This window comes from Pedobacter immunditicola (genome assembly GCF_037482985.1).
Classification (GTDB): Bacteria; Bacteroidota; Bacteroidia; order Sphingobacteriales; family Sphingobacteriaceae; genus Pedobacter; species Pedobacter immunditicola.
This window is the reverse complement of sequence record NZ_JBBHKC010000008.1, coordinates 193392-217145: the sequence shown is the minus strand read 5'-3', so window position 1 is coordinate 217145 and position 23754 is coordinate 193392. Positions and strand designations below refer to the sequence as shown.

Sequence of the window (23754 nt, the reverse complement as noted above, 5' to 3'; positions counted from 1 at the left end):
TTCGGCTAAGCTTTTTGTTTTATTTAACAGGTTTCATCAGATATTACTTCCCGGGGTGGTGCCTGGTTCATGGCCTGAGCCCAAGGGGTTATGTTTTCTTTCGCCCTTCTTTATAAAATCAGTCCTGCCTATATCAGACGCTGAAGATGATTCTCCCGGATCTTTGTCATCCTCGCCCCTGTCTTGAGTTTCTTTATAAATTGTTTTTCTTTTTTCGTCCTTTTCGTCTCTATTGTTTTCCGGATTATTTTCTGGTGTAATCATCATCTTAAATTTAAATGAACAATAACTCGATTAATTACCAGAATAACACCTCAACCTTCAAAATGTTCTGTTACAATCGCAGATGCACTTAAACACCTACGTTCTGCTCCACAATATGTTTTACCTTTTCTACCACATAATCCAGCTCTGCTGTGGTGTTATATTTACTGAAGGAGAACCTGATGGAAGGCCTTCCCGGATCTGCGGCAATACTGGTAAGCACATGTGAACCAATGCTGGATCCTGAAGAACAAGCACTTCCGCCAGAAGCAGAAATACCATTGATATCCAGGTTAAACAGCAGCATATCGCCCATATCCATTTCAGGGAAGGATACATTCAAAACAGTATAAAGACTGCTTTCAGGATCCGTTTCTCCATTGAAAGTAATTCCACGGACTTCAGCCTGCAACTTCTCTTTTAAATAAGTCTTTAAGCTTTGGATATGGTGTTGGTGTTCTTCCATTTTCTCATAGGCCATCTCCAATGCTTTCGCCAAACCCACTATCCCATATACATTTTCTGTTCCTCCACGCATATTGCGCTCTTGTGCACCTCCATAAATCATCGGACTGATTTTAATGCTATGGTTCACATATAAAAAGCCTACACCTTTAGGACCATGTAATTTATGCGCTGCACAAACGATAAAGTGCGCTTTCAGCTTTCTTACATCATGTTTATAATGCCCCATGGTTTGCACGGTATCACAATGGTAAATGGCGTTGTGAGCTTCACAAATATCACCTACACGAACGATATCAGTCAAGGTACCCAGCTCATTATTGGCATGCATCAGGGACACAAAAGACCGTTCGTTTGTTTTCAAAAGCTCTTCCAGGTGTTCGTAATCCACATTTCCCTTTGCATCAATATTGACATAACTGATTTTATCGATCACGCCTGTTTTAAGGAGATGATCAAAGGTATGCTCTACAGCATGGTGCTCAATTTTTGAAGTAATGGCATGTTTGATACCAAAAGCGGCAATGCCACATCTGATGGCCGTATTATCTGCTTCGGTACCTCCCGAAGTAAAGAATATTTCCGCAGGAACAGCATTTAATAAGCCGGCAACCGTTTTACGCGCCTTCTCAATTAATGTTCTTACCTCACGCCCCTGGGCATGGATAGAAGATGGATTTCCATAATAGTTATCCATTACATTAACCATTTCAGCTATGACTTCCTTGTCGAGCGGCGTGGTGGCAGCATTATCTAAATAAATTCTGTTCATTAGTTTAATTCAATTTTAATATTTCTTTGATGTCTGAGATGATTTTGGATGCCAGACCTTCTGCCACAGTTTCATTCTGAGCCTCACTATAAATTCTGATGATAGGCTCAGTATTAGAACGTCTTAAATGCACCCACTCATTATCAAACTCTATTTTCAACCCGTCAATGGTACTGTTGGGTTGCGTTTTGTATTGTTCCTGAACTTTCAGCAATAGTGCATCAATATCCATTTCAGGGGTAAGGGTAATTTTATTCTTAGAGATATGGTAGTTCGGATAGCTGCTGCGCAATAAGGAAATTGACTTTCCGAATTTCGCCAGGTGTGTTAAAAACAATGCAATTCCTACCAGGGCATCTCTTCCGTAATGCAGTTCAGGATAGATGATTCCACCGTTTCCTTCACCACCAATCACCGCATTGGTTTCTTTCATTTTGTTAACCACATTCACTTCACCAACTGCTGCAGCGTTGTACTGACCACCAGCTTTTTCTGTTACATCTCTCAATGCACGGGTAGAAGATAAATTAGACACTGTATTGCCTGGCGTGTTTTGCAGCACATAGTCTGCAACGGCAACCAGGGTATATTCTTCACCGAACATAGACCCATCCTCACAAACGAAACATAACCTGTCAACATCCGGATCAACAACGATCCCTAAGTCTGCATTTTTACTTTGCACCACTTTGGATATCTCTGTTAAGTTCTCTGGCAAAGGTTCAGGATTATGAGGGAAATGACCATCTGGCGTGCAATACAATTCATGGATCACTTTTACGCCCAGGGCTTTTAAAAGCGCGGGAACAAAAATGCCGCCTGTAGAATTTACACAGTCGATGGCAATTTTGAAGTTTGCGTTCCTGATCAATTCCACATCTACTAATGGTAAGGCAAGAATTGCGTCAATATGTTTTTGCAGATAGGTATCATTTTGTACTACTTTACCCAATTGGCCAACTTCAGCAAAGGAAAAATCAGCACGTTCTGCAAGGTCAAGTACATCCTTTCCTTCAGTGTCACTGATAAACTCCCCTTTATCATTCAGCAATTTCAATGCATTCCATTGTTTTGGATTGTGACTTGCGGTAAGAATGATTCCTCCGCCAGCATTCTCCAATGGGACAGCAATTTCTACAGTCGGTGTCGTGGAAAGCCCTAAATCAATAACCTCTATACCAAGGCCTTGTAAGGTTCCAATGACAAGATTATTCACCATTTCACCGGAAATACGGGCATCACGGCCCAAAACTATTTTCCTGATGTTGGTTTTTGTAATAACCCATGAGCCGTAAGCAGCAGTAAATTTAACAATATCAATTGGAGTTAACCCGTTGCCGGCAATTCCGCCGATGGTTCCCCTGATTCCAGAGATAGATTTTATGAGTGTCAAAGTCGGTTGTTTTAAATAGGCCCAAATTTAACAAAAATTTAAGCGCTCGCATAATTAATCCTACCGGATGCTGTTCAAAATACTATCTTTGCTTTTTCTTAAAACACAAAATTCCGGCTCTTATGCAGCGTAAATGGTTTCAGTATTGGTTTAATTCACCTTATTATCATATTCTTTACAGTCAACGGAATGATGATGAAGCTGAATTCCTGATCGATAATCTTTCCACCTATTTGAAACCTCCACTTAATTCAAGGATTTTAGATATTGCTTGCGGGAGAGGACGGCATGCCACTTACCTGCAAAAAAAGGGTTATGATGTAACCGGAGTGGACCTTTCTGAGCAGAATATCAAGTATGCCCAGCAATTTGAACAAAAACACCTTCATTTTTTTGTTCATGACATGCGCAAGCTCTTTTACATTAATTATTTCGATATCTCCCTTAATCTATTCACGAGTTTCGGCTACTTTGAATCCGAAAGAGACAGTGTCAACTCTTTAACATCTTTCCGCAAAGGTTTAAAAGACGACGGGACGTTGGTGATTGATTATTTTAACACCTTGAAAATCGTAAGAAACCTGACTTCAAAAGAAGTAAAAACGATGGAAGGCATTGAGTTTAACATCAAGAAGTTTGTTTCAGAAGGAAAGATCATCAAACATATCAATTTCGAACACAGAGGCAAAGATTACGCTTTTGAGGAAAGGGTGAAAGCCTTTACGATCGAAGATTTTGAGAGAATGCTTGAAAAAAGCGGTCTGCAGTTGATGGAAAAATTCGGTGATTATGCATTGAATCCCTTTGATGAAAATAAATCCGACAGGTTAATTATGGTCTGCAAGAAGATATGATGGAATCCCTATTGCAGTTTGATACTGATCTTTTTTTAGAGATACACAGGGGGCTGGCTAATTCCTTTTTTGATTGGCTTATGCCACTCATGCGTAACCGTTATTTCTGGGCACCGCTGTATCTATTCATCATTATCTTTTGCATTAAGGAATACCGCAAACAAGGTATTCTGCTGGTTGGCGCCTTATTGCTCACTTTTGCTATCGGAGACATGGTTGCTTCCAGAATTATTAAACCTAATGTGGCGAGAGTAAGGCCTTGCAACGATATTAACCTCAGGACAGACATTATCCCACGGGTGCATTGCGGATCTGGAAAAAGCTTTCCTTCTGCGCATGCCACCAACCACTTTGCCATTGCGGTATTTCTGATCCTGGTATTCTATGATCGTTGGAAAGCCATTTTACCCCTCGGCATCGCATGGGCTTTTATCATCTCCTTTGCACAGGTTTATGTGGGTGTCCATTATCCATTAGACATTTTTGCGGGTGCGATTCTCGGTATACTTATCGCACTGTTTACCTCAAAACTTTATAAAAAACTACAACATTACCTATAATGGAGATTTGGAAATTACTAGTATTATTCTTCTCTGCCTTCATTGGGGGCGCATCCATCTTCCTGGTAAAGAGTGATAAGTCGCAATTGCTAAAACTTATCCTATCATTTAGTGGAGCCTACCTTTTTGGCATTACCGTATTACACCTTATTCCTGATGCTTACAGCGGGGCTGATGCGCATGAAATCGGAGTTTTTATTTTAGTAGGCTTCCTATTACAACTTTTTCTGGAACAGTTTTCTGAAGGTGTGGAACACGGGCACATGCACAAACATGACCATAACCATGTTTTTCCTTATGGCATCATGATCAGTTTATGTCTGCATGCCTTTCTGGAAGGTATGCCATTGGCAAAAGATCAGCACAATGAATTAATATTCGGTATTTCGTTGCATCATATCCCTGCAGCTTTTGCCCTGGCCAGCATTCTGAAACACAGCAGCTTCAGTAAGGTCAACATCCTTTTTTATGTGGCTATATTCGCTATTATGGCTCCTTTAGGCTTTTATGTGAGCAATGGTTTAAGTGATGGCAGCATCGGAAACCTGGCTGCTTATTATAATAAAATGATGGGTGTTGTGATTGGTATTTTCCTTCATATATCTACCACCATCTTGTTCGAATCCAGTGTAGACCACAAGGTAAACAACCGTAAAATGGTCGCCGTATTATTAGGTGTTGCCGTTGCCCTGATCGGGTTTTATGGCGCCAGTCACGGCCACTGATTTTGTTCTTCCGTATTTCCAGGGGCAATGCCTGCATTTATTTTTGCAGCACGAACCCCTTTTCAAATGGTAAACTTCAGTGAAAACCATTAAACCCTGCTCGTTAAAATAGTAATCTGTTCCCTCTTCCATTTAATTCAGCATTTTCACCATTAAATGATCTCCAAAATGAGCTTTAAGGGCATGGCCACTGCCATGGGTGGTCCACACCTGGGATGGTTCCACCTTGGAAATCGTCAATATGATATCGAGCCAGTCTGCATGGTCTGACACATACAATTGAATCTGGTTGGCTCTTTGCAAATCCTTCCAGCCCGTCGCAAATACCTTCACCACGTTCAGGGTTTTGACATTGCTGTTGTAGACAATTGGGGGAACGATATAAATGATATTGCCATGGCTTTTCATCACCTTTTTATCAAAAAGTTCATAATGACCAAAATTAATACCCTCCTGCTCATAGATTCGAAGAAAAGGAAAGACACTGTGGTGGATTAATATTCTTTTTTCAGGACAATATTGATTGATCAAATGGATTAACCTTTGGCTTTTACCCAACACATAGGCACCGAGCATCACATTGGCGCTGGTCGCATTTAACTTCATCATCTCCCCAGCTGGTAAAGGATGCTGGGTATCGGGATGAGCGAAGGTGGTTTCTGTGATCAGCACATCCGCTTTAACAAACTCATAGGGTTCACAGGTGGCATCTTCCTGTAATTTGAAATCACCAGTATAAAGATACCTGATTCCCTGGTAGGTCATCATTACCTGAGCAGAACCCAGCATATGGCCCGCGGGAATAAAGCTGAGCTCCACCTCTTTGATGGTAAAGGAAGTCTTATAATCCATCAGAAAAAACTGTTTGGCGGCGTTTTGCCTGTACCGGTGCTTCATGAACAAGGAAGTGGCTTTAGTACAGTAAACTGCTCCATTTCCAGGGAAAGCATGATCACCATGGGCATGGGAAATGACGGCCGTCTTTACAGGAACTTTGGGGTCTAAATAGAAATCTCCATACACACAGTACAAGCCAACGGGGCTTTGCACTAAAAAATCTGCTAATATCATTTAGTTACTCTATTTATAAATTGCTCATGCAGGTCTAATACCTGCAAAATGATGGAGGAACTTTCGTCATTTTTGATTTGAAAATCCGCCAGTTTCAATTTCTGCTCATCCGTGAATTGTTTATCCATGCGCGCCTGTACCTGTGTTGCTGTGACGCCATCACGCTGCATTACGCGGGCTATTTTACTCGCCCGCGGCGCAGTGACAAGGATATTATAGTCGCACATTTTGTAAGATCCGCTTTCAAACAATAAAGCAGCTTCTTTAAGGGTATAAGGGCATGATCGCGGCACTGATGCTACCCAACGGTCAAAAGCACGGAACACGGCCGGATGCACCAGGGCATTTAACTTTTCAAGGGCAATGGTATCATTAAATACGATCCCCGCCAGGTGTTTGTTGTTCAAAATACCATCGGCGAGGTAGCTCTCCATGCCAAAGGATTCTTTGATGCCGTCCATCAGGATTTCATCGGTAACCATAATCTGCTTTGCGACCACATCGGCGTAGAACACCGGGATTCCCAGCACTTCAAAAACCCTGCATATCGTCGTTTTACCACTACCGATCCCGCCTGTTATTCCTATTTTAAGCATTATTTTTCTATGATGAAGTCTACTTTTGAGGGTACTATTTTGATGAGCTTGCAATATTCAGGGAAACGGGTAAGCCTCACTTGTAGTTGCTCATGTTTTGATAATTTCCATTCCTGCATATCTACTACAGCATCAATCAGGTCCTCATTCACTTTTTTATAACTGGAAAGCGCCACCATAAAGGTAATGGTAACTTTTTTTGGATAGAGCTTAACATTATGGTATTCTTTGTTGTTGATGATTTTTAAAGGAACCTCCATAGTTTTCTCGGTAAACTCATCAACAGGCACCAACACTTCTACGCTACCCGGAAAAATGCTTACATTCTTAAAATGACTTTGATTCATAGCCACCCTGGTTTTGATAGAACTTTGAATTTCCTTATTTCTTAACGTATCTGTTTTCCAGGAGTCGATTTTGTTAAGCTCTTTCAAAGGCCCCGAAACGGTAACATGACTAGGCTTGATCACCACATCAGCTGAAACTCCATACTGTTGATTGAATTCCAGATCTGAAACCAGGTGCACCGGCACCTTCTTTACCGTCCGTGCAGAAAAATCAAAGTACAGCGTGTCAGGTCTAACAGAAATTACTTTCTGCGCGGTAAGCAACTGGTTATTCACACTATTTAACTGCTCTGAAAAAAGAATATAATTTCTGTTATTCAGTTTTTCAAGGTTGATGGCAATGGATTGTGGTTTTATTCTGAGCCTGGCGAACAACAACTGCCAGCCTGTGCCTTCTACCTGCAGGTCAACGGTATCGGATTGTAAAGGGTGAAAAGCTTTTTTTTGAGGAAAGTTCTTATAAACCAATACGGTCTCTGCCGTATAAATGTATTTGTTATTTAATGCCAGGAAAAGCCAACCAGCCACCGCCAAAAACAGACAGACAATTAAAGTCAGGAAGCGTTTTCGTTCAATGTTTGTTAATTTGATGATCGGCATAGTGTAATGTAAACAAATTTAATAAAAAAAGCCGCTCCATTGCGGAAGCGGCTCAATTTCTATAGGGCAAATTATGCTTTTGGTGAAACTGCTTTTGTAGCATCAAACGATACCGCTGTTTTATCAAATCTAATCTTTGTACCACCTTCAACTTCAATTAAAAATGTAGTTTCATTTAGGTCTACAATTCTACCATGTATACCGGCTGTAGTTACAATTTTATCACCTTTTTGTAATTCACTGATTAGTTTTTTATGGTCTTTAGCTTTCTTAACCTGAGGTCTGATCATGAAAAAATAAAACACGACCATGATTAATACCATAGGCACTAAAGTGCCTAACATACCACCGCCCTGTGCTTGTAAAATTACTACTGATGTTATCATATTCTTTTTTTTGTTTAGTTAAATTTAGGATTGTGTTATTTCGCCTACGATGTGCACTTCATTAATTGCAGGATTACCATTAGAGGTCACAGTAATTATTTTGTCCTGTATGCCCATTTTCCCGGTGCTGTCGAATACCACTTTGATCGAGCCTTCTGCTCCAGGCAAAATCGGGTCTTTTGGGACTTCAGGCACGGTGCAACCACAAGTGGCTGTAGCGTTAGTGATAATCAATGGTGTTTTACCAGTATTTTTGAACTTGAAATCATACTGAATAGTTTCACCTTGTTTGATCTTTCCGAAATCATGACTTCCTTTTTCGAAAGTCAATACCGGTGCATCCGCAGATGGCGTTGCTGTGGAAGCAGCAATTTCGGTAGTCGCGGCTTCATTGCTTTCCTGAGCCGTATTTTGCTGGCAGGAAGTAAAAATTACGCCGGCCAAAGCAATCATAAAAATTTTATTCATATCCTATTCTTCTATTAATCCCCTACCGATTTTCTTAATACTGTCGGTACGTTTTAAATCACCTAATATTTTATCTAATATACCGTTAATGAACGAATTACTTTTAGGCGTACTGTAATCTTTTGATAAATCCAGGTACTCATTAATGGTTACCTTCACAGGGATGGAAGGGAAATTCAACAGTTCACAGATAGCCATCTTCATGAGAATGGTATCCATTAGTGCAATACGCTCAGATTCCCAGTTTTTGGTACGCTCTGCAATTAACTCCTGGTATTTATTGTTGTTTTTTAAAGTATGAACAAATAAATCCGCTACAAATTTACTGTCTTCTTTCCAATCCGGACTAATTGGCGTCAATTTATTGACGAAAGCGTCTTCAGAAGTAAAGTTCTTGATGGTTTTTGCCACCATACCCTGCATCACCTCTTTATCTACTGTCCAATTGATAAATTTATCTTCAAAATCCTGAATTACATTCTGATTTTTAAGAACGATCTTCCTGAAAATAAATTTAATGATTTCTTTAGATTCCTCCAGTCCTTCATTGTCTTCAGCCGCTAAATAGGCATTATACTCTGGCGTGGACTTTAATTTATTAAAAATAGTTTTAATAAACTCAGGGTCAGCATGCCAGTTGATCTGGTATTTATTGACTTTAGCCTGGAAATCTGGATTTTGTTGCAGCAACACAATAAATTTGTTGTGCAATAATTTTTGATTGGGGTTCAGATCTTCTGCGGTAGGGAAATGCTTATTGGATCTTTCGATGGCATCAATAGCTGTATATTCCGTGATCTCAGATAAAAGAGCAAGCATCCGTACGTACATTTCATATACGTCATCAATGCTTTTCATCAATGCTTTCTTTGATGATTCCAGATCTTTTTTATCTGTCATTTGCCAGGCAAAAATGTTTTGCAAAGCTTTAATTCTTAAGTGCCTTCTATTTAACATGAATGTAAGAACGAGTGGTAAATTTACCTGATTATTTATTTATTTTTAAAACGACGATTTAATTTTTTTGATATCTGCTATCCTAAGTTCTGCAATGCGGTTTGCGGCCTGTATAGTAGGTATATTTTCTTTCTTAGACATTTTGAGCACATTTCTTGTTGCATCATAAATGTGTTCTGTAAGTTGCATACTGCGCTTTTTACCAAAGCCTGTTAGTTCTGAATAACAATTGATCAGTCCACCAGCATTGATCAGGTAATCCGGTGCAAACAAAATGTTTTTCTCCAGCAACAACTGACCATGTTTTTGTTCATCTGCCAGTGGGTTGTTCGCTGATCCCGCAATTATAGCAAACTTCATTTTTGGAATAGTACGATCATTTACAGTAGCCCCTAAAGCACATGGTGCATAAATATCTGCGTCAATGGTGAATATTTTATCCGCATCAACTGGCTTGGCTTTATATTTTGCAGCCACATATTGCAAACGTTCGTCGTCAATATCGCTAATGAAAACTTCTACGTTTTCATTTCTTAGTAATTCTACTAAATGCTCACCGACATTGCCTATTCCCTGTACCACCACTGATCTTCCGGCAAGCATATCTGTTCCGAAAACTTCTTTTACGCAGGCTTTAATACCCAGGTAAACACCTTTTGCAGTATAGGGAGAAGGATCCCCTGCCCCACCAATGGACTCAGGAACACCGGTAACATGGCTGGTTTCCATCCTGATAAATTCCATATCCCGTGTATTGGTACCCACGTCTTCTGCAGTGATAAATTCTCCGTTCAGATTTTTAATGAAGCGGCCATAACTACGCATCATGGCTTCAGATTTACCTTGTCTGGAATCACCAATGATTACCGCTTTGCCCCCACCTAAATTCAAACCGGTAATGGCTGCTTTATAAGTCATGGTCTTGGATAAACGCAAGACATCTTCCAAAGCCTCGGCTTCAGAAGCATAATTCCACATCCTTGTACCTCCCAAAGCAGGGCCTAATGTTGTATCATGTACTGCAATAATGGCTTTTAACCCAGTATCCGGGTCATTGCAAAAAACAACCTTTTTATGACCTAGTGCGGTTAATTGATCTAAAACAGAAGTTACAACGGGGCTATTACCAGACATAAACATGTATTTATCAGATATGGGGCAAAACTAGCATAAAAAAACGTTATTTTACCTTCTTTCCACTAAAGTGTATAAAATAATCAAGCCGATTTGTATAACTTTACATGCACATGAAGCACCTGCGTTTTTTAAATAAATACTTCCTCAAATACAAGTGGAGGATTATACCCGGGATTTTATTCGTCATCATCTCCAATATTTTCGCAGTGATCCCGGCTCAGGTGATCGGTCATGCTTTTAACCTCATTATCGAAAACATACAGGTATACACCTTATTTTCAGGATTTAACAGACAAGCCATCATCTATGATATTTTCAGTTACAGTCTTTTTTATTTCGGGGCAATGGTCATTTTGTTGTATATGCTCAGGGGCTTGTTCCTGTTTTTCATGCGACAAACACTGATCCTGATGTCAAGGCATATAGAATTTGACATGAAAAATGAGATTTATGCGCATTACCAGGAGCTGAGCCTCGGTTTTTACAGGAAAAATAATACCGGCGATTTAATGAACCGGGCCACTGAGGATGTAAACCGCGTTAGGATGTATGTAGGGCCTGCCATCATGTACGCCATCAACACGATAGTACTCTTCCTGCTCATCATTTCTTATATGTACTCGGTAAATGCCACGCTGGCCACCTATAGCCTGCTCCCGCTCCCGCTGCTTTTCATTACTATTTATTTCGTGAATACCATGATTAATAAAAAGAGTGAAAGAATCCAGGAGCAGCTATCTACCCTATCAAGTTTTGTACAGGAGCGTTTTTCCGGGATCAGGGTGATTAAATCTTATGTGAGAGAAGAACATACCAAAGCCATATTCGCACAAGAAAGTGATGCCTACAAGCATAATTCCATGAGCCTTGCCAAGGTTCAGGCAGTTTTTTATCCCACTATTTTGTTGTTGGTTGGCCTGAGCACCATCTTCACCGTTTTCATTGGTGGCAAACAGGTGATGAATGGGGCCATCACTGCCGGTAACATCACAGAGTTTATTGTATATGTTAACCAGTTAACTTTTCCTGTAAGTATGCTTGGCTGGGTCACCACACTCATTCAACGCGCCGCGGCATCGCAAAAAAGAATCAATGAATTTTTGCAGCTTAAGCCTGATATCGTTTCCGGAGAAGTGGTCATCCCTAAGTTTGAAGGCAGCATACAATTTAAAAATGTAAACTTCACCTACCCCGATACCGGTATCCAGGCGTTAAAAAACATCAGTTTCGACATTAAAAAAGGTCAGTTTGTAGCCCTTATTGGCCGAACAGGCTCTGGCAAATCTACTTTAGCCAACCTGATCATGCGCATGTATGATGCCGATAGCGGAGAGATCCTGGTGGATCAACATGCCTTGAAAAACCTCAACCTGAATGTATTTAGAAACCAGGTAGGCTTTGTGCCACAGGAAGTTTTCTTGTTTTCTGATAGCATCAGAAACAACATTGCCTTTGGACTGGATAAAGTAGTGGAAGAGGATGTGATGGAGGCGGCAAAAAGTGCTGCCGTATACCACAACATCATGGACTTTGAGCTGAAATTCGAAACCATGCTTGGCGAGCGGGGAATTACCCTTTCAGGGGGACAAAAACAACGCGTATCCATTGCCAGGGCCCTCATTAAAGAACCTAAAATATTAATATTTGACGACTGCCTCTCTGCTGTGGATACGAAAACAGAAGAAGAAATTTTAAATAACCTGGGCAGGATCATGAAAGATAAAACAAGCATCCTGATTGCACACCGGATTTCCTCTATTAAAAATGCGGATGTAATTATGGTCCTGGACAATGGAGAGATCGTGGAACAGGGTACACACCAAGAATTATTAGACTTAAATGGCACCTATAAGGACATGTATCAGCATCAATTACTGGAAGAGGAAAATAATTCTATGTAATTAGTATTTTGAAGTTTAATAATTAATGCTTTAATTTACCTGAACCAAAAACCAAGATCAGTACCAACCATGGGAGAATTTGACAACAAAGAGAGAGAAGAGGTGTTTTCTAAAAAAGTAAGGGCAGGTAAAAGAACTTATTTTTTCGATGTAAAAGCAACGCGTTCAGGAGATTTTTACTTGACTTTAACGGAAAGTAAAAAAAGATTAGAAGATGGTGTATTTGTAAAACATAAGATCTTTCTGTACAAAGAGGATTTTGAGAAATTTGCAGAAGGATTAAACGAAACCGTTGATTATATTAAAAATCACCAGGAAGTGGTTGAAAAACGATATGAGTTTTCTGAAAACCATGAAGGAACTGGTGCGAAAACAAACGACGACTTTTCATTTTAAACAAAAAATGAAATCTTAAAGCTCCTTTCAGGGGCTTTTTTTTTCACCCGGATTTATTTGTCAGCTTACAAAAAGCAATAAAATAATTCAAGGTAGATCCATCCTAGATCCACTATAAGCTTAAGTTAACTTCAACCACCGTTAATAAACTAATTATATCCTGATGAAGAAGATCCTTTTTACGCTAGTCATTGCATTTTTAACGCTAGCCGTCCAGGGACAGGAGCGCAAGGACAAGAAATTAGACAAGCTGCTGCGCGAACTGGTAAAAGATTTTAAAGGTGATGTTGGCATCTATGTAAAAAACCTAAAAACAGGGAAAGTGGCCGGTTTTAAGGCGGATTCCATTTTCCCCACCGCGAGCATGATTAAAGTACCCATTACTGCCGGTGTTTTCAGTAAAATTGAAAAGAATGAACTCGACTATAAAACTATCCTGACTTACAAAGACAGCTTGCTTTATGCTGGGGAAGATATCCTGGGAAGTTTTAAAAACGGTGAGAAGATTGCCTTAAGTAAGGTGCTGATGCTCATGATTACGACCAGTGATAACACCGCCAGTTTATGGAGCCAAAGTCTGGCGGGCACAGGTACCGAGATCAATAACCTGATGGAAAATATGGGTTTGAATAATACCAGGGTCAATTCTCGTACGCCTGGCAGGGTAGCAAATCAACAAAAATATGGCTGGGGCCAAACCACCCCAAGAGAAATGGCCAACCTGGTCACCATGATCAGAAATGGACAGCTGATTAGTCCCGCGGCTTCGGAAAGGATCTATAGAAACCTGATCCGTATCTATTATGACGATGTAGCGTTATCGCAAATCCCCCCTTATATTCAGGTAGCATCAAAATCAGGTGCTGTTGATGAGGCGCGGTCTGAAGTCGTATTGGTGAATGCTCCTCATGGAGATTATGTATTTTGCATTGCCACCAAGAATCAGCAGGACACTTCCTGGAAAGGTGAAAACGAGGGTTGGGAGCTGATCAGAGCGTTAAGTAAAATGTTGTGGAATTATTATGAACCTGACTATGGCTGGCAACCCGCAACAGGCATGGAAAAGTTCAGGTAAGGCGACTTAAGGCAATGGCATCATCATTCAAACTCACAATTAAGTCGTATAACAATTGTATGTTTTTATCTTCTGTCTCTGCATTACAGTCCAGTACATCTAAAAAATCAAAATAAAAAGTATCGAATATTTCATCCGGTAAATCGATTTCCTTTAAGCGCAGTTGATAGGCAGTATGGAAAATCAAGTGCATCACAGAAAAATAAAGGTCATGTGTATCCAATAACAGCATCTTGTAATCTGTGCCACTACCATCGTTTATATAATAATGAAAGTTGTCAGAAGCATGTTGATGGAATTCCCGATCCATCATTACCTCTACTTCATCCAGACTATTGATCATGAAATAGATCTGGACGTGGTTAATGACCTTATTTACAGAATTCAGCAGCACATTTACGGCAGGATCATCTAAAGATTCCAATATCTCAAAATCGTTTTCATAGATTGAATCAACCTTCACTAAGCCTTTTAAATCCGATAACTCTCGCTCGAAAGCAAGTGAATAGCCATACTTACAAAATTCACTTATGGTGAAACCCAGGATATGAGACACCATTCCGAGTAATATTTCCTCGTTATCCCTTTCTTTCTCTTTCATACCTGAACTTAAAGCTAGATACTTTGTAGCAAATAAAAAAACTTAGTATCAACATATTTGTAAAGTTATTGATCGGTGACCGCAGCTTTAATAGTTTCAAAAGAGCGTTTAAGGACATCCCTGGAAAATAAAAAAGAAACGGGGATACAGTTATCAAAACCATATCCCCGCCATCTAATTAACGCTCTCGTATATAATACGCATTTACGCAGACTTTATTGCCCGGATAATTAAAAAAGCAACGCGATCTACGGTTTGCATTACAATTTCATCTGGCCCCCCTGGAAAAACGGTTCTGTCTGTAAAAACTTTATCCTTGAATCTCCCATGGATAAACATCGTGCCCACCGGCTTCTCTTCTGTTTCACTTCCTCCCGGGGTAGTTAATCCTGTTACAGACACATAAATGTCAGATGGAACTATTGTTTTCGCTCCCTCGGTCAAGGCTTCGGTGACCTCAGCAGACTCCGGTGTGTAAGTATCAATAAGTGATCGCTGCACTTGCAATTGATCTTGTTTAACGTCTGCATCGTAACACACGAGGCTTCCTTTCAAAAATTTACCTGCATGTTCTGTCAAAGAAAATTCGTAACAAATTCTTCCTGCAGTAGCACTTTCAACGAATGAAATTTTCAAATTCTCATCTTTTAAAAGTTCACTGCATTCCTTTACTATAGCTGATGGCATAAGTGTTTTTTTATTTATCGTTCTTGTTATAATTTTTGATTTATGTTTACCTTAACACGCTAAAATATTTAAAGTTTTAAAGATCATTTTTATATTAGCGACATGGAAGACATAAAACCATTGGTTATACTTAACGCTGCTGAACAAAGAATATTGGGTGTCCTGATAGAAAAAAGTAAAACAACACCTGACTATTACCCAATGAGTATCAATGCCATTATGCTCGCCTGCAATCAAAAAACCTCCAGAAATCCTGTGGTTAATTATGATGAAGAAACCGTAACACTAACTTTAAATACTTTAAAGGTTAAAGGTTTGGTGGGCACTGCGACCGGCGCAGGAAACCGCAGCACAAAATACAAACATAACCTCGCCATTAAATATCCACTCCTTCCCAAGGAACTCAGCATTTTATGCCTGTTGCTATTACGTGGCCCGTTGACCCCGGGAGAGATCAATACCAACGCAGCGAGAATGTCAGATTTTGAAAGTATTGAAGAGGTACAGGAAATCCTGCATAAACTTGCGACTGATGAACCGCCCTATGTGAAGCAAATAGGAAAAAAAGCAGGCCAGAAAGAAGTACGTTACCAGCAGCTTTTAGGTGGCGACAAACTCCAGGAAATACAGGAGGAAGAGATTTTCCAACCTGCACCGCCCAATACAGAGGTAAATGCACAACTTGAACAAAGGGTGCAAAAATTAGAACAGGAACTCGAAGATCTAAAAGAGATGGTTAACCTGTTAATGAATTCCTGATTGGCGTAAAAAAGCTTAAACTTTTTGCAGGCATAATTGGTTAAACATGAAAGAAACTGATTATGAATGGAATAAAATCATATGCTGCTAAAAGCGCAGATAAGCCACTTGAACCATACCAATTGGATCGTCGTGAACCCGGCGTTGAAGATGTAGAGATTAAAATTTTATACTGTGGGGTATGCCATTCTGATATCCATACCGCCAGAAATGAATGGGGAGGAACGATGTATCCTGTAGTACCCGGTCACGAAATTGTAGGCACAGTTACCCGTGTAGGAGATCAGGTTAGCCGTTACAAAGTTGGCGACACGGTTGGCGTGGGTTGTTTTGTGGATTCCTGTGGTCATTGCCACAACTGTAATGAAAACAATGAGCAATATTGTGAGAATGGACACTCCCAAACCTACAACTCTTACCTGCAGGATAAAAAAACCATCACTTACGGAGGGTATTCCACTCATATTGTGGTGACTGAAAAGTTTGTTTTAAAGATTTCCGATAATTTACCTTTAGAAAAAGTAGCTCCTTTATTATGTGCTGGCATTACTACTTATTCTCCATTGAAATACTGGAATGTAAAAGCGGGAGATAAAGTTGCTATCGTTGGTTTAGGAGGCTTGGGCCATATGGCCGTGAAAATAGCGGCTTCTATGGGGGCTGATGTAACGGTTTTAAGCCGCTCTTCTGGCAAGGAACAGGACGCAGAAAAATTAGGTGCCCACCATTTTGAGTTGACAACCGAGAAATTAAACATGATCAGGCTAGCAAACAGTTTTGATTTCATCATTGATACCGTATCTGCACCACATAATTACAATGACTATCTGGCACTGCTGCGCACCAACGGCGTCATGATTTTATTAGGCGCTCCGCCAAAACCATCTGAGGTGCAGGCTTTTCAGTTGATTGGTGGCCGCCGTAGCCTGGTTGGCTCCCTCGTAGGCGGACTAAAAGAAACCCAGGAGATGCTGGATTATTGTGCTGAGCATAATATTACTTCAGATGTGGAGATGATTAATATTGATCAGATTAATGAGGCTTATGAACGAACCCTTGCCGGTGACGTGCATTACCGTTTTGTGATCGACATGGCTTCTCTATCTTCCTAGGTATGCCGGAGGGTCCCTCTATCGTAATTTTAAAGGAACAATTGCTTCCTCTTCATCTCGAAGGTAAAATTGTTCTTGCGGTAAGTGGGAATACCTCCATTGCTAAAGAAAGGCTGATAAATGAACAATTGCGGGAATTTAAGACTTGGGGCAAGCACTTCCTGATTTGCTTTAAGGAGTTTACCCTGCGTGTTCATTTTATGCTTTTTGGAACTTACCGCATCAATGAACGCAAGGAAACGCAGGAAAGATTGCGTCTCGAATTTGAAGATGCGGAAATCAACTTCTACACCTGCTCCTTGTTAATCATTGAGGGTGATATCAATTCCATATACGACTGGTCGGCCGATGTCATGTCTGATCAATGGAATGAGGCAGCGGCTATCCAAAAACTGCTCTCGAAACCTGATACGCTGGTTTGTGACGCCCTGCTTGACCAGCAGATTTTTGCCGGTGTAGGTAATATCATCAAAAATGAGGTTTTATACCGGATTAAAGTTCACCCTGCAAGTAAAATCGGGGACCTCCCTCCTGCTATTTTGAAGCAACTCGTTACTGAAGCCAGAAATTACAGTTTCGATTTCCTGCAATGGAAAAAAGAATATACCCTGAAAAAGCACTGGCTTGCACATGCAAAAAGGACTTGTGGCAGGTGTAATTTACCGCTACAAAAGGTATATCTTGGTAAAACCAACAGAAGAACCTTTTTTTGCAGCAAATGCCAAAAATTTTACAATTCTATGTGATTTTCCTTTTAATTAATTATATTCGTTCAATATATACCGTTTAAATGTGACGGGGATCACATTTTGTTTAAAGCTAGGTCATTTTAGGGCGAGACAGAAGCGTGCAAATTTGTAACATATTGAATATCCATGTTAGAAACGAAGTCTTTATCAATAGAAACCAATTGTTACCATTGCGGGGAAGATCTACCAGAACGACCATATACGCTTGACGACCGAAACTTTTGCTGCTTAGGATGTAAAGGCGTTTACCAAATTCTTTCCAGTCATAATTTAGGAAATTACTATGCCTACAATGATGTGCCCGGCAAAACGCAGCAACAGCAAACCTTACACTTTGAATACCTTGATGAACCGGCTATCGTAGCTGATCTTGTTGATTACTGCGATGAAAAGATGACGGTAATCACCTTATATATTCCCGCTATCCATTGCAGCTCCTGCATCTGGTTATTGGAGAACCTCTATAAAATCAATCCCGGAATTATACAATCCAGAATTGACTTCTTAAAAAAACAAGTAGCCATAACGTTTAATAATACCGACCTTACTTTAAGAAAAGTGGTTGAAACGCTTTCCAGCATCGGCTATGAGCCATTAATCAGTCTGCAGGATGTGGTTAAAAAACAACAGACATCGGTTGGCGACAGGAAGCTGATTACCCAAATTGCTGTGGCTGGTTTTTGTTTTGGCAATTCTATGCTACTTAGTTTTCCTGAGTATTTTGGGCTTTCAAATTTCGAATCAGCGTTTAAAAATTTCTTTGGCTGGTTAAACATCGCTTTTGCATTGCCAGTGGTATTTTATTCGGCAAGAGATTATTTCATTTCAGCCTGGCTGAATCTCAAAAAAGGCATCCTGAACCTTGATTTCCCACTTGCATTGGGGATTGCAGTCATGTTCCTGCGTTCACTGGGGGAAATTGCAACGGGCACAGGGGCAGGTTTTGTGGATACGCTTTGCGGACTGGTTTTCTTTATTCTGATCGGCAAATGGATGCAGGCGCATACTTATCACCACCTTTCTTTTGAACGGGATTACCGTTCCTATTTCCCTGTAGCAGTAACCGTGATTGAGGATGGAAAGGATAAACCTGTGCCTTTAGATCAATTGAAAAAAGGAAACAGGATTCTGATCAGGAGCAACGAAATTATTCCTGCTGATGCCATCTTATTGAATGGGGAGGCGAAACTGGATTTCAGCTTTGTGACCGGTGAATCTATACCTGTTGAAAAGGTATTGGGCGAAGTAGTCTACGCCGGTGGCCGCCAACTTTCTGGCGCCATAGAATTGGAAGTAATCAAACCGGTTTCACAGAGTTACCTTACCCGTTTATGGAACAACGAAACTTTCACGGCAGATAAAGACCGTATAAAAACCTTTAGCGGCAAGGCCAGCAAATATTTCAGCGTTGTCTTGTTATTGGTTGCCACAAGTGCTGGTGCTTTCTGGCTATTTACAGACCCTTCCAAAGCATTGGCTTCTTTTACCGCTGTATTAATTATTGCATGCCCCTGTGCCCTGGCATTGAGCTCGCCCTTTACGCTGGCAGCGGTACTAAGTGTTTTCGACAAAAACAAATTCTATTTAAAGAACACGGCCGTGATTGAAGAACTCGCCCGTATCGACACTTTTATATTCGACAAAACGGGAACCATTACCAACCCTGAGGCTGCCGGCTTCAGCTTTAAGGGCAGCCTAACAGCTGATCAAAAACAAATGATCAGTGACCTGTCCCGCAACTCCGGACACCCATTAAGTCGTGAACTGGTTAAATGGCTTCAGTTACCCGCAAAATACAGGGTGTCGGATTATAAAGAAAAAGTGGGCCGCGGAACGATGGGCAATATCAACGGGTATGAAATTAAACTCGGGAGCGCTGCATTTTTAGGTCTGAATCTAACTAACCTCCCTGAAGGAAGCCAGGTACATGTGGTGATCAACAGCGAGTACCTCGGCTATTTCTTATCCAGTCAGCAATGGCGTGATGGCTTTAAAGAATTGATTCAAAAACTTGGCAAAAGAGCAGATCTGCATCTTTTATCCGGTGACCAGGATCATGACCGCAACAATTTAATTCCTTTCTTTCCCAGGGTTCAGCAATTGCAATTCAGGCAATCTCCACAGGATAAGCTTAACTATGTTGTGAAATTGCAGCAGGCCAAGAAAAAGGTACTCATGTTTGGCGATGGCCTGAATGATGCAGGTGCATTAAAACAAAGCGATCTTGGTATTGCTGTTACAGACAACATCAACAACTTTACACCCGGCTGCGATGCCATTTTGGATGGGGCTAATTTCAGCAAAATACCTCAGTTTATTCAGCAAGCTAAAGATGCTGTAAAGGTGATACACATGAGTTTCGCCATTTCACTGGCCTATAATTTTATTGGATTGTTGTTCGCTGTACAAGGAATCATGTCGCCGCTTTTTGCCGCCATTTTGATGCCTGCCAGCACCGTTACCATTATTTTGTTCACCAGTATCACCGCAAGGTTATATGCTAAAAAAAACCACCTGTTATGAACATGCTTTATCTGCTGATCGGCATTAGTATCCTGCTGGCACTCATTTTCCTTTGTGCCTTTTTCTGGGCTTCCCGAACGGGGCAGCATGACGATACCTACACTCCTTCAATCCGTATGTTGTTCGATGATGAAGTCGCGGCAAGTCCGCCGGAGAAAAGTGATGAAGATCATATTTAGCCACAACTAACATCATTCTCCCTACTTGGGGGCAATTGTAATTTTACCCGCATTAAAACCATCCACTTTTTAATATGACTGAAAAATTCTACTACGACAATAAAATTGTCAGGAACTTTGCCGTTGCCACCATCGTATGGGGTATAATCGGCATGACGGTTGGCTTGTTGATTGCCACGCAGCTGTTCGCTCCTTCCATGAATCTGGGAAACCAATACACTACCTTCGGCCGCATCAGGCCCCTGCACACTAATGCTGTGATTTTTGCCTTTGTGGGTAATGCTATTTTTATGGGTGTTTACTATTCGCTGCAACGCCTGCTTAAAGCAAGGATGTTTAGCGATACCTTAAGTAAAGTTCATTTTTGGGGCTGGCAGCTTGTCATTGTGGCAACAGTCATTACCCTTCCTTTAGGCTTTACTACTTCCCACGAATATGCGGAAATGGAATGGCCCATTGATATCGCCATTACAGTGATATGGGTGGTATTTGGCGTAAATATGTTCGGCACAATTATAAAAAGACGTGAGAAACACATGTATGTAGCCATCTGGTTTTACATTGCCACGTTTGTTACCGTTGCTGTTTTACACATTGTAAACTCTTTTCAATTACCAATTTCTGCTTTCAAAAGTTACTACTTGTTTGCAGGTGTGCAGGATGCACTGGTACAATGGTGGTATGGCCACAATGCTGTAGCCTTCTTTTTAACTACGCCTTATTTAGGGATGATGTATTACTTCCTTCCTAAAATGGCAAATCGCCCTATTTACTCTTATAAATTAAGTATCCTTCACTTCTGGTCGCTTATTTTTATTTACATCTGGGCAGGGCCTCACCATTTATTGTACACTTCATTACCAAGCTGGGCGCAATCTCTAGGTGTAGCTTTTTCGGTGATGTTAATTGCACCAAGCTGGGGTGGAATGATCAATGGCTTGCTTACCCTGCGCGGTGCATGGGATAAAGTTCGTGAAGATGCAACCTTGAAATTTATGGTGGTCGGCCTTACCGCTTATGGTATGGCTACTTTCGAGGGACCAATGCTGGCCTTCAAACAAATCAACGCCATTGCACATTATACAGACTGGATTGTAGCACACGTGCATGTTGGTGCACTGGGATGGAACGGATTCCTGACTTTCGCCATCTTGTATTGGTTGATACCACGAATTTATAAAACAACACTTTACTCAAAAAAATTAGCCAACTTCCATTTCTGGACAGGCACACTCGGGATCATATTCTATGCGGTTCCTTTGTATTTTGCTGGCTTTACCCAGGGATTAATGTGGAAAGAATTTACAGAAGAAGGAATTTTAAGGTATCCTAATTTCCTGGAAACACTGATCCAGATTCTTCCTATGTACATGTTAAGGTCAATTGGTGGCGCCTTATACCTAATGGGTGTAATTGTAATGACTTACAACCTAATTAAAACTGCAAAAGCAGGGACATTACTAGCAGATGAACCCGCAGAAGCTTTACCACTACCGGAAACTTATATACCTGTAGGATCTGACAAAAAGCTTCACCGTGTGTTGGAACGTAAACCAATGGTATTCCTGGTGCTTTCCCTAATTGTGATCCTGATTGGTGGAGGTGTGGAAATGATGCCAACTTTTACCATTGATTCTAATATCCCAACCATTGCCAGTGTGAAACCTTATACGCCATTGGAGTTACATGGACGTGATGTTTACATTAAAGAAGGCTGTGTGAACTGCCACTCGCAGATGATCAGACCATTCCGTTCTGAAACAGAACGCTATGGGGAATACAGTAAGGCTGGAGAATTTGTTTACGACCACCCGCACTTGTGGGGATCAAAAAGAACTGGTCCGGATTTGCAGCGTTTAGGTAATAAATACTCAAATGCCTGGCATTTTAACCACATGTTAGACCCGCAAACCATGTCGCCGGGCAGTATTATGCCTGCCTATGATTGGTTGGTAGTACAGCAACTGGATACCACCACCACCATAGCCAAAATTAATGCCATGCGTACATTGGGTGTGCCTTATGCAGAGGGTTACGAGCACCAGGCCAATAAGGATCTTGATATCCAGGCGAAAGCTATTGCACTGGACTTGCAGCAAAACAATGTTAAAGTAAAAAGCGATAGAGAAATCATCGCGCTGATTGCTTACCTGCAACGTTTGGGAACAGATATTAAAGCCAAGTAATTATTTATATATACAGCTATGTTTAGACAATTTTTAGAACAAGTAGACGATAAAAACATTTATTTAATTACTTCCCTTGGTATTTTCCTCGGTTTTTTCATCCTGGTTGGTGTTGTCCTGCTGGTGATGAGAAAAGAAGAAGTCACCTATATGAGCCAACTCCCTTTAACAGACGAAGAAGATAAGATATGAGCTACGCAGATATATTAGTGATCGCCCTCGGCATCGCCGCCGTATTGATCCTTGGAGTTTCCATTTTAATGCTCAAGGTGATTAAATTTTACATCAGGGAAACGGTTAGTCCGACTCCTTTCGCCACGGCTGAGGAAAAAGCGAGACGCAAGCTTGCGGAGGAAGAAGCAAGAGCCCAGCAAGAAGATAAACCTACCCTTTGGCATCGCCTGATGGGCTTAAAACCCCTTTCGGAAGAGAAAAACTTAGTGATGGAGCATGAGTTTGATGGCATTACTGAACTGGATAACCCTACACCGGGTTGGTTTATGGTGTTATTCTATGGCTCGATTATATTTGCCATTGCTTATATGTTCAATTATGAGGTATTGGGCTGGGGGCCTAACCAGGAACAGGAATATGCAACGGAACTTGCGGAAGCTGAAGAAGCTAAAATAGCTTTTCTTTCCAAACCAGGGAATGCTAAAAATGCCGTCAACGAAAACAATATGGTACAAAGCACCGATGCCGCGGTAATTAATGCAGGAATGGGCTTCTACAAGAACAGGTGCTCACCTTGCCATGGCGAGCTTGGCGAAGGGTCGGTAGGTCCTAACCTGACAGATGAGTTCTGGCTCCATGGGGGTGCCGCTGCTGATGTGTTTAAGACCATTAAGTATGGTGTACCTGAGAAAGGGATGGTGTCCTGGGAAAAATCCCTGAGTGCACAGCAAATCTCTGATCTTACCAATTACATTTTATCATTACAAGGCAGTAACCCTCCGAATGCCAAGGCACCCGAAGGTGATAAACAATAAAC

General features: G+C 40.9%; 27 protein-coding genes. 14 read left to right on the top strand and 13 right to left on the bottom strand.

Going from position 1 to position 23754, the window contains the following annotated elements:
* Positions 1 to 36: 36 nt before the first annotated feature.
* The 3 genes from WG905_RS15565 to glmM all read right to left on the bottom strand — a co-directional run bounded on the left by WG905_RS15565 (position 37) and on the right by glmM (position 2894).
* Positions 37 to 267 carry a hypothetical protein gene (locus WG905_RS15565; protein ID WP_339592664.1) on the bottom strand — a complete coding sequence of 77 codons (231 nt, stop codon included), beginning with the start codon at positions 265 to 267 and terminating at the stop codon, positions 37 to 39.
* A gap of 85 nt (positions 268 to 352) precedes the next feature.
* The gene (locus WG905_RS15560; protein WP_339592663.1) at positions 353 to 1501 is read right to left on the bottom strand and encodes a cysteine desulfurase family protein; all 1149 of its coding nucleotides are present in this window, start codon (positions 1499 to 1501) and stop codon (positions 353 to 355) included.
* Between the two features lie 4 nt (positions 1502 to 1505).
* On the bottom strand, positions 1506 to 2894 hold the full coding sequence (gene glmM, locus WG905_RS15555) for a phosphoglucosamine mutase (RefSeq protein ID WP_339592662.1): 1389 nt from the start codon (positions 2892 to 2894) through the stop codon (positions 1506 to 1508).
* 122 nt (positions 2895 to 3016) lie between these two features.
* Here glmM and WG905_RS15550 point away from each other — a divergent pair, with 122 nt between their 5' ends.
* Genes WG905_RS15550 through WG905_RS15540 form a run of 3 tightly spaced genes read left to right on the top strand, consistent with a single transcriptional unit; the run spans position 3017 to position 5033 of the window.
* On the top strand, positions 3017 to 3748 hold the full coding sequence (locus tag WG905_RS15550) for a class I SAM-dependent methyltransferase (RefSeq protein WP_339592661.1): 732 nt from the start codon (positions 3017 to 3019) through the stop codon (positions 3746 to 3748).
* Complete coding sequence (locus tag WG905_RS15545; RefSeq protein ID WP_339592660.1) at positions 3745 to 4308, top strand: phosphatase PAP2 family protein; 564 nt, start codon at positions 3745 to 3747, stop codon at positions 4306 to 4308. Before WG905_RS15550 ends, WG905_RS15545 begins: the two co-directional genes overlap by 4 nt.
* Complete coding sequence (locus tag WG905_RS15540) at positions 4308 to 5033, top strand: ZIP family metal transporter (RefSeq protein WP_339592659.1); 726 nt, start codon at positions 4308 to 4310, stop codon at positions 5031 to 5033. The genes WG905_RS15545 and WG905_RS15540 overlap by 1 nt, the downstream gene beginning before the upstream one ends.
* On the opposite strand, the gene WG905_RS15535 is transcribed toward WG905_RS15540, so the two are convergent.
* From WG905_RS15535 to WG905_RS15500, 8 genes are all read right to left on the bottom strand, one after another.
* Entirely contained in the window at positions 4980 to 5165 is a 186-nt protein-coding gene (locus tag WG905_RS15535) for a C1orf53 family protein (protein ID WP_339592658.1), read from the bottom strand. The genes WG905_RS15540 and WG905_RS15535 overlap by 54 nt on opposite strands.
* Positions 5166 to 6104, bottom strand: coding sequence for an MBL fold metallo-hydrolase (locus WG905_RS15530; protein WP_339592657.1), 939 nt, complete (start codon positions 6102 to 6104; stop codon positions 5166 to 5168). It lies immediately after the preceding gene.
* The gene (coaE, locus tag WG905_RS15525) at positions 6101 to 6700 is read right to left on the bottom strand and encodes a dephospho-CoA kinase (protein WP_339592656.1); all 600 of its coding nucleotides are present in this window, start codon (positions 6698 to 6700) and stop codon (positions 6101 to 6103) included. The genes WG905_RS15530 and coaE overlap by 4 nt, the downstream gene beginning before the upstream one ends.
* On the bottom strand, positions 6700 to 7647 hold the full coding sequence (locus tag WG905_RS15520) for a CdaR family protein (protein WP_339592655.1): 948 nt from the start codon (positions 7645 to 7647) through the stop codon (positions 6700 to 6702). The genes coaE and WG905_RS15520 overlap by 1 nt, the downstream gene beginning before the upstream one ends.
* 71 nt (positions 7648 to 7718) lie before the next feature.
* The gene (yajC, locus tag WG905_RS15515; protein ID WP_431844525.1) at positions 7719 to 8033 is read right to left on the bottom strand and encodes a preprotein translocase subunit YajC; all 315 of its coding nucleotides are present in this window, start codon (positions 8031 to 8033) and stop codon (positions 7719 to 7721) included.
* Between the two features lie 24 nt (positions 8034 to 8057).
* On the bottom strand, positions 8058 to 8501 hold the full coding sequence (locus WG905_RS15510) for a DUF1573 domain-containing protein (protein WP_339592654.1): 444 nt from the start codon (positions 8499 to 8501) through the stop codon (positions 8058 to 8060).
* A 3-nt stretch (positions 8502 to 8504) separates the two neighbouring features.
* Entirely contained in the window at positions 8505 to 9401 is an 897-nt protein-coding gene (gene nusB / locus WG905_RS15505) for a transcription antitermination factor NusB (RefSeq protein WP_339592653.1), read from the bottom strand.
* Positions 9402 to 9503: 102 nt separating this feature from the next.
* Complete coding sequence (locus WG905_RS15500) at positions 9504 to 10592, bottom strand: Glu/Leu/Phe/Val family dehydrogenase (RefSeq protein ID WP_339592652.1); 1089 nt, start codon at positions 10590 to 10592, stop codon at positions 9504 to 9506.
* 113 nt (positions 10593 to 10705) lie between these two features.
* Between WG905_RS15500 and WG905_RS15495 the strand changes: the two genes are divergently transcribed.
* From WG905_RS15495 to WG905_RS15485, 3 genes are all read left to right on the top strand, one after another.
* Positions 10706 to 12496 carry an ABC transporter ATP-binding protein gene (locus WG905_RS15495; protein ID WP_339592651.1) on the top strand — a complete coding sequence of 597 codons (1791 nt, stop codon included), beginning with the start codon at positions 10706 to 10708 and terminating at the stop codon, positions 12494 to 12496.
* A gap of 69 nt (positions 12497 to 12565) precedes the next feature.
* A complete protein-coding gene (locus WG905_RS15490) occupies positions 12566 to 12892 on the top strand; it encodes a DUF3276 family protein (RefSeq protein ID WP_339592650.1) in 327 nt (108 codons plus the stop codon).
* Positions 12893 to 13055: 163 nt separating this feature from the next.
* On the top strand, positions 13056 to 13967 hold the full coding sequence (locus WG905_RS15485; RefSeq protein WP_339592649.1) for a serine hydrolase: 912 nt from the start codon (positions 13056 to 13058) through the stop codon (positions 13965 to 13967).
* On the opposite strand, the gene WG905_RS15480 is transcribed toward WG905_RS15485, so the two are convergent.
* On the bottom strand, positions 13960 to 14568 hold the full coding sequence (locus tag WG905_RS15480) for a hypothetical protein (RefSeq protein ID WP_339592648.1): 609 nt from the start codon (positions 14566 to 14568) through the stop codon (positions 13960 to 13962). The two genes, WG905_RS15485 and WG905_RS15480, sit on opposite strands and share 8 nt — an antisense overlap.
* A gap of 204 nt (positions 14569 to 14772) precedes the next feature.
* Complete coding sequence (locus WG905_RS15475; protein ID WP_339592647.1) at positions 14773 to 15255, bottom strand: CinA family protein; 483 nt, start codon at positions 15253 to 15255, stop codon at positions 14773 to 14775.
* 102 nt (positions 15256 to 15357) lie between these two features.
* On the opposite strand from WG905_RS15475, the gene WG905_RS15470 reads away from it, so the two are divergent.
* From WG905_RS15470 to WG905_RS15435, 8 genes are all read left to right on the top strand, one after another.
* Positions 15358 to 16014: a YceH family protein gene (locus WG905_RS15470; RefSeq protein WP_339592646.1), complete on the top strand. Its 657-nt coding sequence runs from the start codon at positions 15358 to 15360 to the stop codon at positions 16012 to 16014.
* Between the two features lie 62 nt (positions 16015 to 16076).
* Positions 16077 to 17126, top strand: a complete 1050-nt coding sequence (locus WG905_RS15465) for an NAD(P)-dependent alcohol dehydrogenase (protein ID WP_339592645.1) — start codon at positions 16077 to 16079, stop codon at positions 17124 to 17126.
* Positions 17127 to 17128: 2 nt separating this feature from the next.
* On the top strand, positions 17129 to 17872 hold the full coding sequence (locus tag WG905_RS15460; protein WP_339592644.1) for a DNA-formamidopyrimidine glycosylase family protein: 744 nt from the start codon (positions 17129 to 17131) through the stop codon (positions 17870 to 17872).
* Between the two features lie 129 nt (positions 17873 to 18001).
* Positions 18002 to 20398 (top strand): heavy metal translocating P-type ATPase, encoded by a 2397-nt coding sequence (locus WG905_RS15455; protein ID WP_339592643.1) that lies wholly within the window; start codon positions 18002 to 18004, stop codon positions 20396 to 20398.
* Positions 20395 to 20577 carry a cbb3-type cytochrome oxidase assembly protein CcoS gene (gene ccoS, locus WG905_RS15450; RefSeq protein WP_339592642.1) on the top strand — a complete coding sequence of 61 codons (183 nt, stop codon included), beginning with the start codon at positions 20395 to 20397 and terminating at the stop codon, positions 20575 to 20577. The genes WG905_RS15455 and ccoS overlap by 4 nt, the downstream gene beginning before the upstream one ends.
* 74 nt (positions 20578 to 20651) lie before the next feature.
* Positions 20652 to 22763 (top strand): cytochrome-c oxidase, cbb3-type subunit I, encoded by a 2112-nt coding sequence (ccoN, locus tag WG905_RS15445; protein WP_339592641.1) that lies wholly within the window; start codon positions 20652 to 20654, stop codon positions 22761 to 22763.
* An 18-nt stretch (positions 22764 to 22781) separates the two neighbouring features.
* Positions 22782 to 22955, top strand: a complete 174-nt coding sequence (locus WG905_RS15440; protein WP_339592640.1) for a hypothetical protein — start codon at positions 22782 to 22784, stop codon at positions 22953 to 22955.
* Complete coding sequence (locus WG905_RS15435) at positions 22952 to 23752, top strand: cbb3-type cytochrome c oxidase N-terminal domain-containing protein (RefSeq protein WP_339592639.1); 801 nt, start codon at positions 22952 to 22954, stop codon at positions 23750 to 23752. Before WG905_RS15440 ends, WG905_RS15435 begins: the two co-directional genes overlap by 4 nt.
* The last annotated feature ends 2 nt before the right edge of the window (positions 23753 to 23754 follow it).

Excerpts from the sequence above, each read along its gene's own strand:
- WG905_RS15560 (WP_339592663.1), bottom strand. The coding sequence starts at position 1,501 with ATGAACAGAATTTATTTAGATAATGCTGCCACCACGCCGCTCGACAAG.
- WG905_RS15520 (WP_339592655.1), bottom strand. The coding sequence starts at position 7,647 with ATGCCGATCATCAAATTAACAAACATTGAACGAAAACGCTTCCTGACT.
- ccoS (WP_339592642.1), top strand. The coding sequence starts at position 20,395 with ATGAACATGCTTTATCTGCTGATCGGCATTAGTATCCTGCTGGCACTC.
- WG905_RS15480 (WP_339592648.1), bottom strand. The coding sequence starts at position 14,568 with ATGAAAGAGAAAGAAAGGGATAACGAGGAAATATTACTCGGAATGGTG.
- WG905_RS15550 (WP_339592661.1), top strand. The coding sequence starts at position 3,017 with ATGCAGCGTAAATGGTTTCAGTATTGGTTTAATTCACCTTATTATCAT.
- coaE (WP_339592656.1), bottom strand. The coding sequence starts at position 6,700 with ATGCTTAAAATAGGAATAACAGGCGGGATCGGTAGTGGTAAAACGACG.
- WG905_RS15465 (WP_339592645.1), top strand. The coding sequence starts at position 16,077 with ATGAATGGAATAAAATCATATGCTGCTAAAAGCGCAGATAAGCCACTT.
- WG905_RS15435 (WP_339592639.1), top strand. The coding sequence starts at position 22,952 with ATGAGCTACGCAGATATATTAGTGATCGCCCTCGGCATCGCCGCCGTA.
- WG905_RS15500 (WP_339592652.1), bottom strand. The coding sequence starts at position 10,592 with ATGTCTGGTAATAGCCCCGTTGTAACTTCTGTTTTAGATCAATTAACC.
- WG905_RS15475 (WP_339592647.1), bottom strand. The coding sequence starts at position 15,255 with ATGCCATCAGCTATAGTAAAGGAATGCAGTGAACTTTTAAAAGATGAG.
- WG905_RS15470 (WP_339592646.1), top strand. The coding sequence starts at position 15,358 with ATGGAAGACATAAAACCATTGGTTATACTTAACGCTGCTGAACAAAGA.
- WG905_RS15490 (WP_339592650.1), top strand. The coding sequence starts at position 12,566 with ATGGGAGAATTTGACAACAAAGAGAGAGAAGAGGTGTTTTCTAAAAAA.
- WG905_RS15510 (WP_339592654.1), bottom strand. The coding sequence starts at position 8,501 with ATGAATAAAATTTTTATGATTGCTTTGGCCGGCGTAATTTTTACTTCC.
- WG905_RS15485 (WP_339592649.1), top strand. The coding sequence starts at position 13,056 with ATGAAGAAGATCCTTTTTACGCTAGTCATTGCATTTTTAACGCTAGCC.
- WG905_RS15495 (WP_339592651.1), top strand. The coding sequence starts at position 10,706 with ATGAAGCACCTGCGTTTTTTAAATAAATACTTCCTCAAATACAAGTGG.
- WG905_RS15565 (WP_339592664.1), bottom strand. The coding sequence starts at position 267 with ATGATGATTACACCAGAAAATAATCCGGAAAACAATAGAGACGAAAAG.
- WG905_RS15440 (WP_339592640.1), top strand. The coding sequence starts at position 22,782 with ATGTTTAGACAATTTTTAGAACAAGTAGACGATAAAAACATTTATTTA.
- yajC (WP_431844525.1), bottom strand. The coding sequence starts at position 8,033 with ATGATAACATCAGTAGTAATTTTACAAGCACAGGGCGGTGGTATGTTA.
- WG905_RS15545 (WP_339592660.1), top strand. The coding sequence starts at position 3,745 with ATGATGGAATCCCTATTGCAGTTTGATACTGATCTTTTTTTAGAGATA.
- nusB (WP_339592653.1), bottom strand. The coding sequence starts at position 9,401 with ATGACAGATAAAAAAGATCTGGAATCATCAAAGAAAGCATTGATGAAA.
- WG905_RS15540 (WP_339592659.1), top strand. The coding sequence starts at position 4,308 with ATGGAGATTTGGAAATTACTAGTATTATTCTTCTCTGCCTTCATTGGG.
- ccoN (WP_339592641.1), top strand. The coding sequence starts at position 20,652 with ATGACTGAAAAATTCTACTACGACAATAAAATTGTCAGGAACTTTGCC.
- WG905_RS15535 (WP_339592658.1), bottom strand. The coding sequence starts at position 5,165 with ATGGAAGAGGGAACAGATTACTATTTTAACGAGCAGGGTTTAATGGTT.
- WG905_RS15530 (WP_339592657.1), bottom strand. The coding sequence starts at position 6,104 with ATGATATTAGCAGATTTTTTAGTGCAAAGCCCCGTTGGCTTGTACTGT.
- WG905_RS15455 (WP_339592643.1), top strand. The coding sequence starts at position 18,002 with ATGTTAGAAACGAAGTCTTTATCAATAGAAACCAATTGTTACCATTGC.
- WG905_RS15460 (WP_339592644.1), top strand. The coding sequence starts at position 17,129 with ATGCCGGAGGGTCCCTCTATCGTAATTTTAAAGGAACAATTGCTTCCT.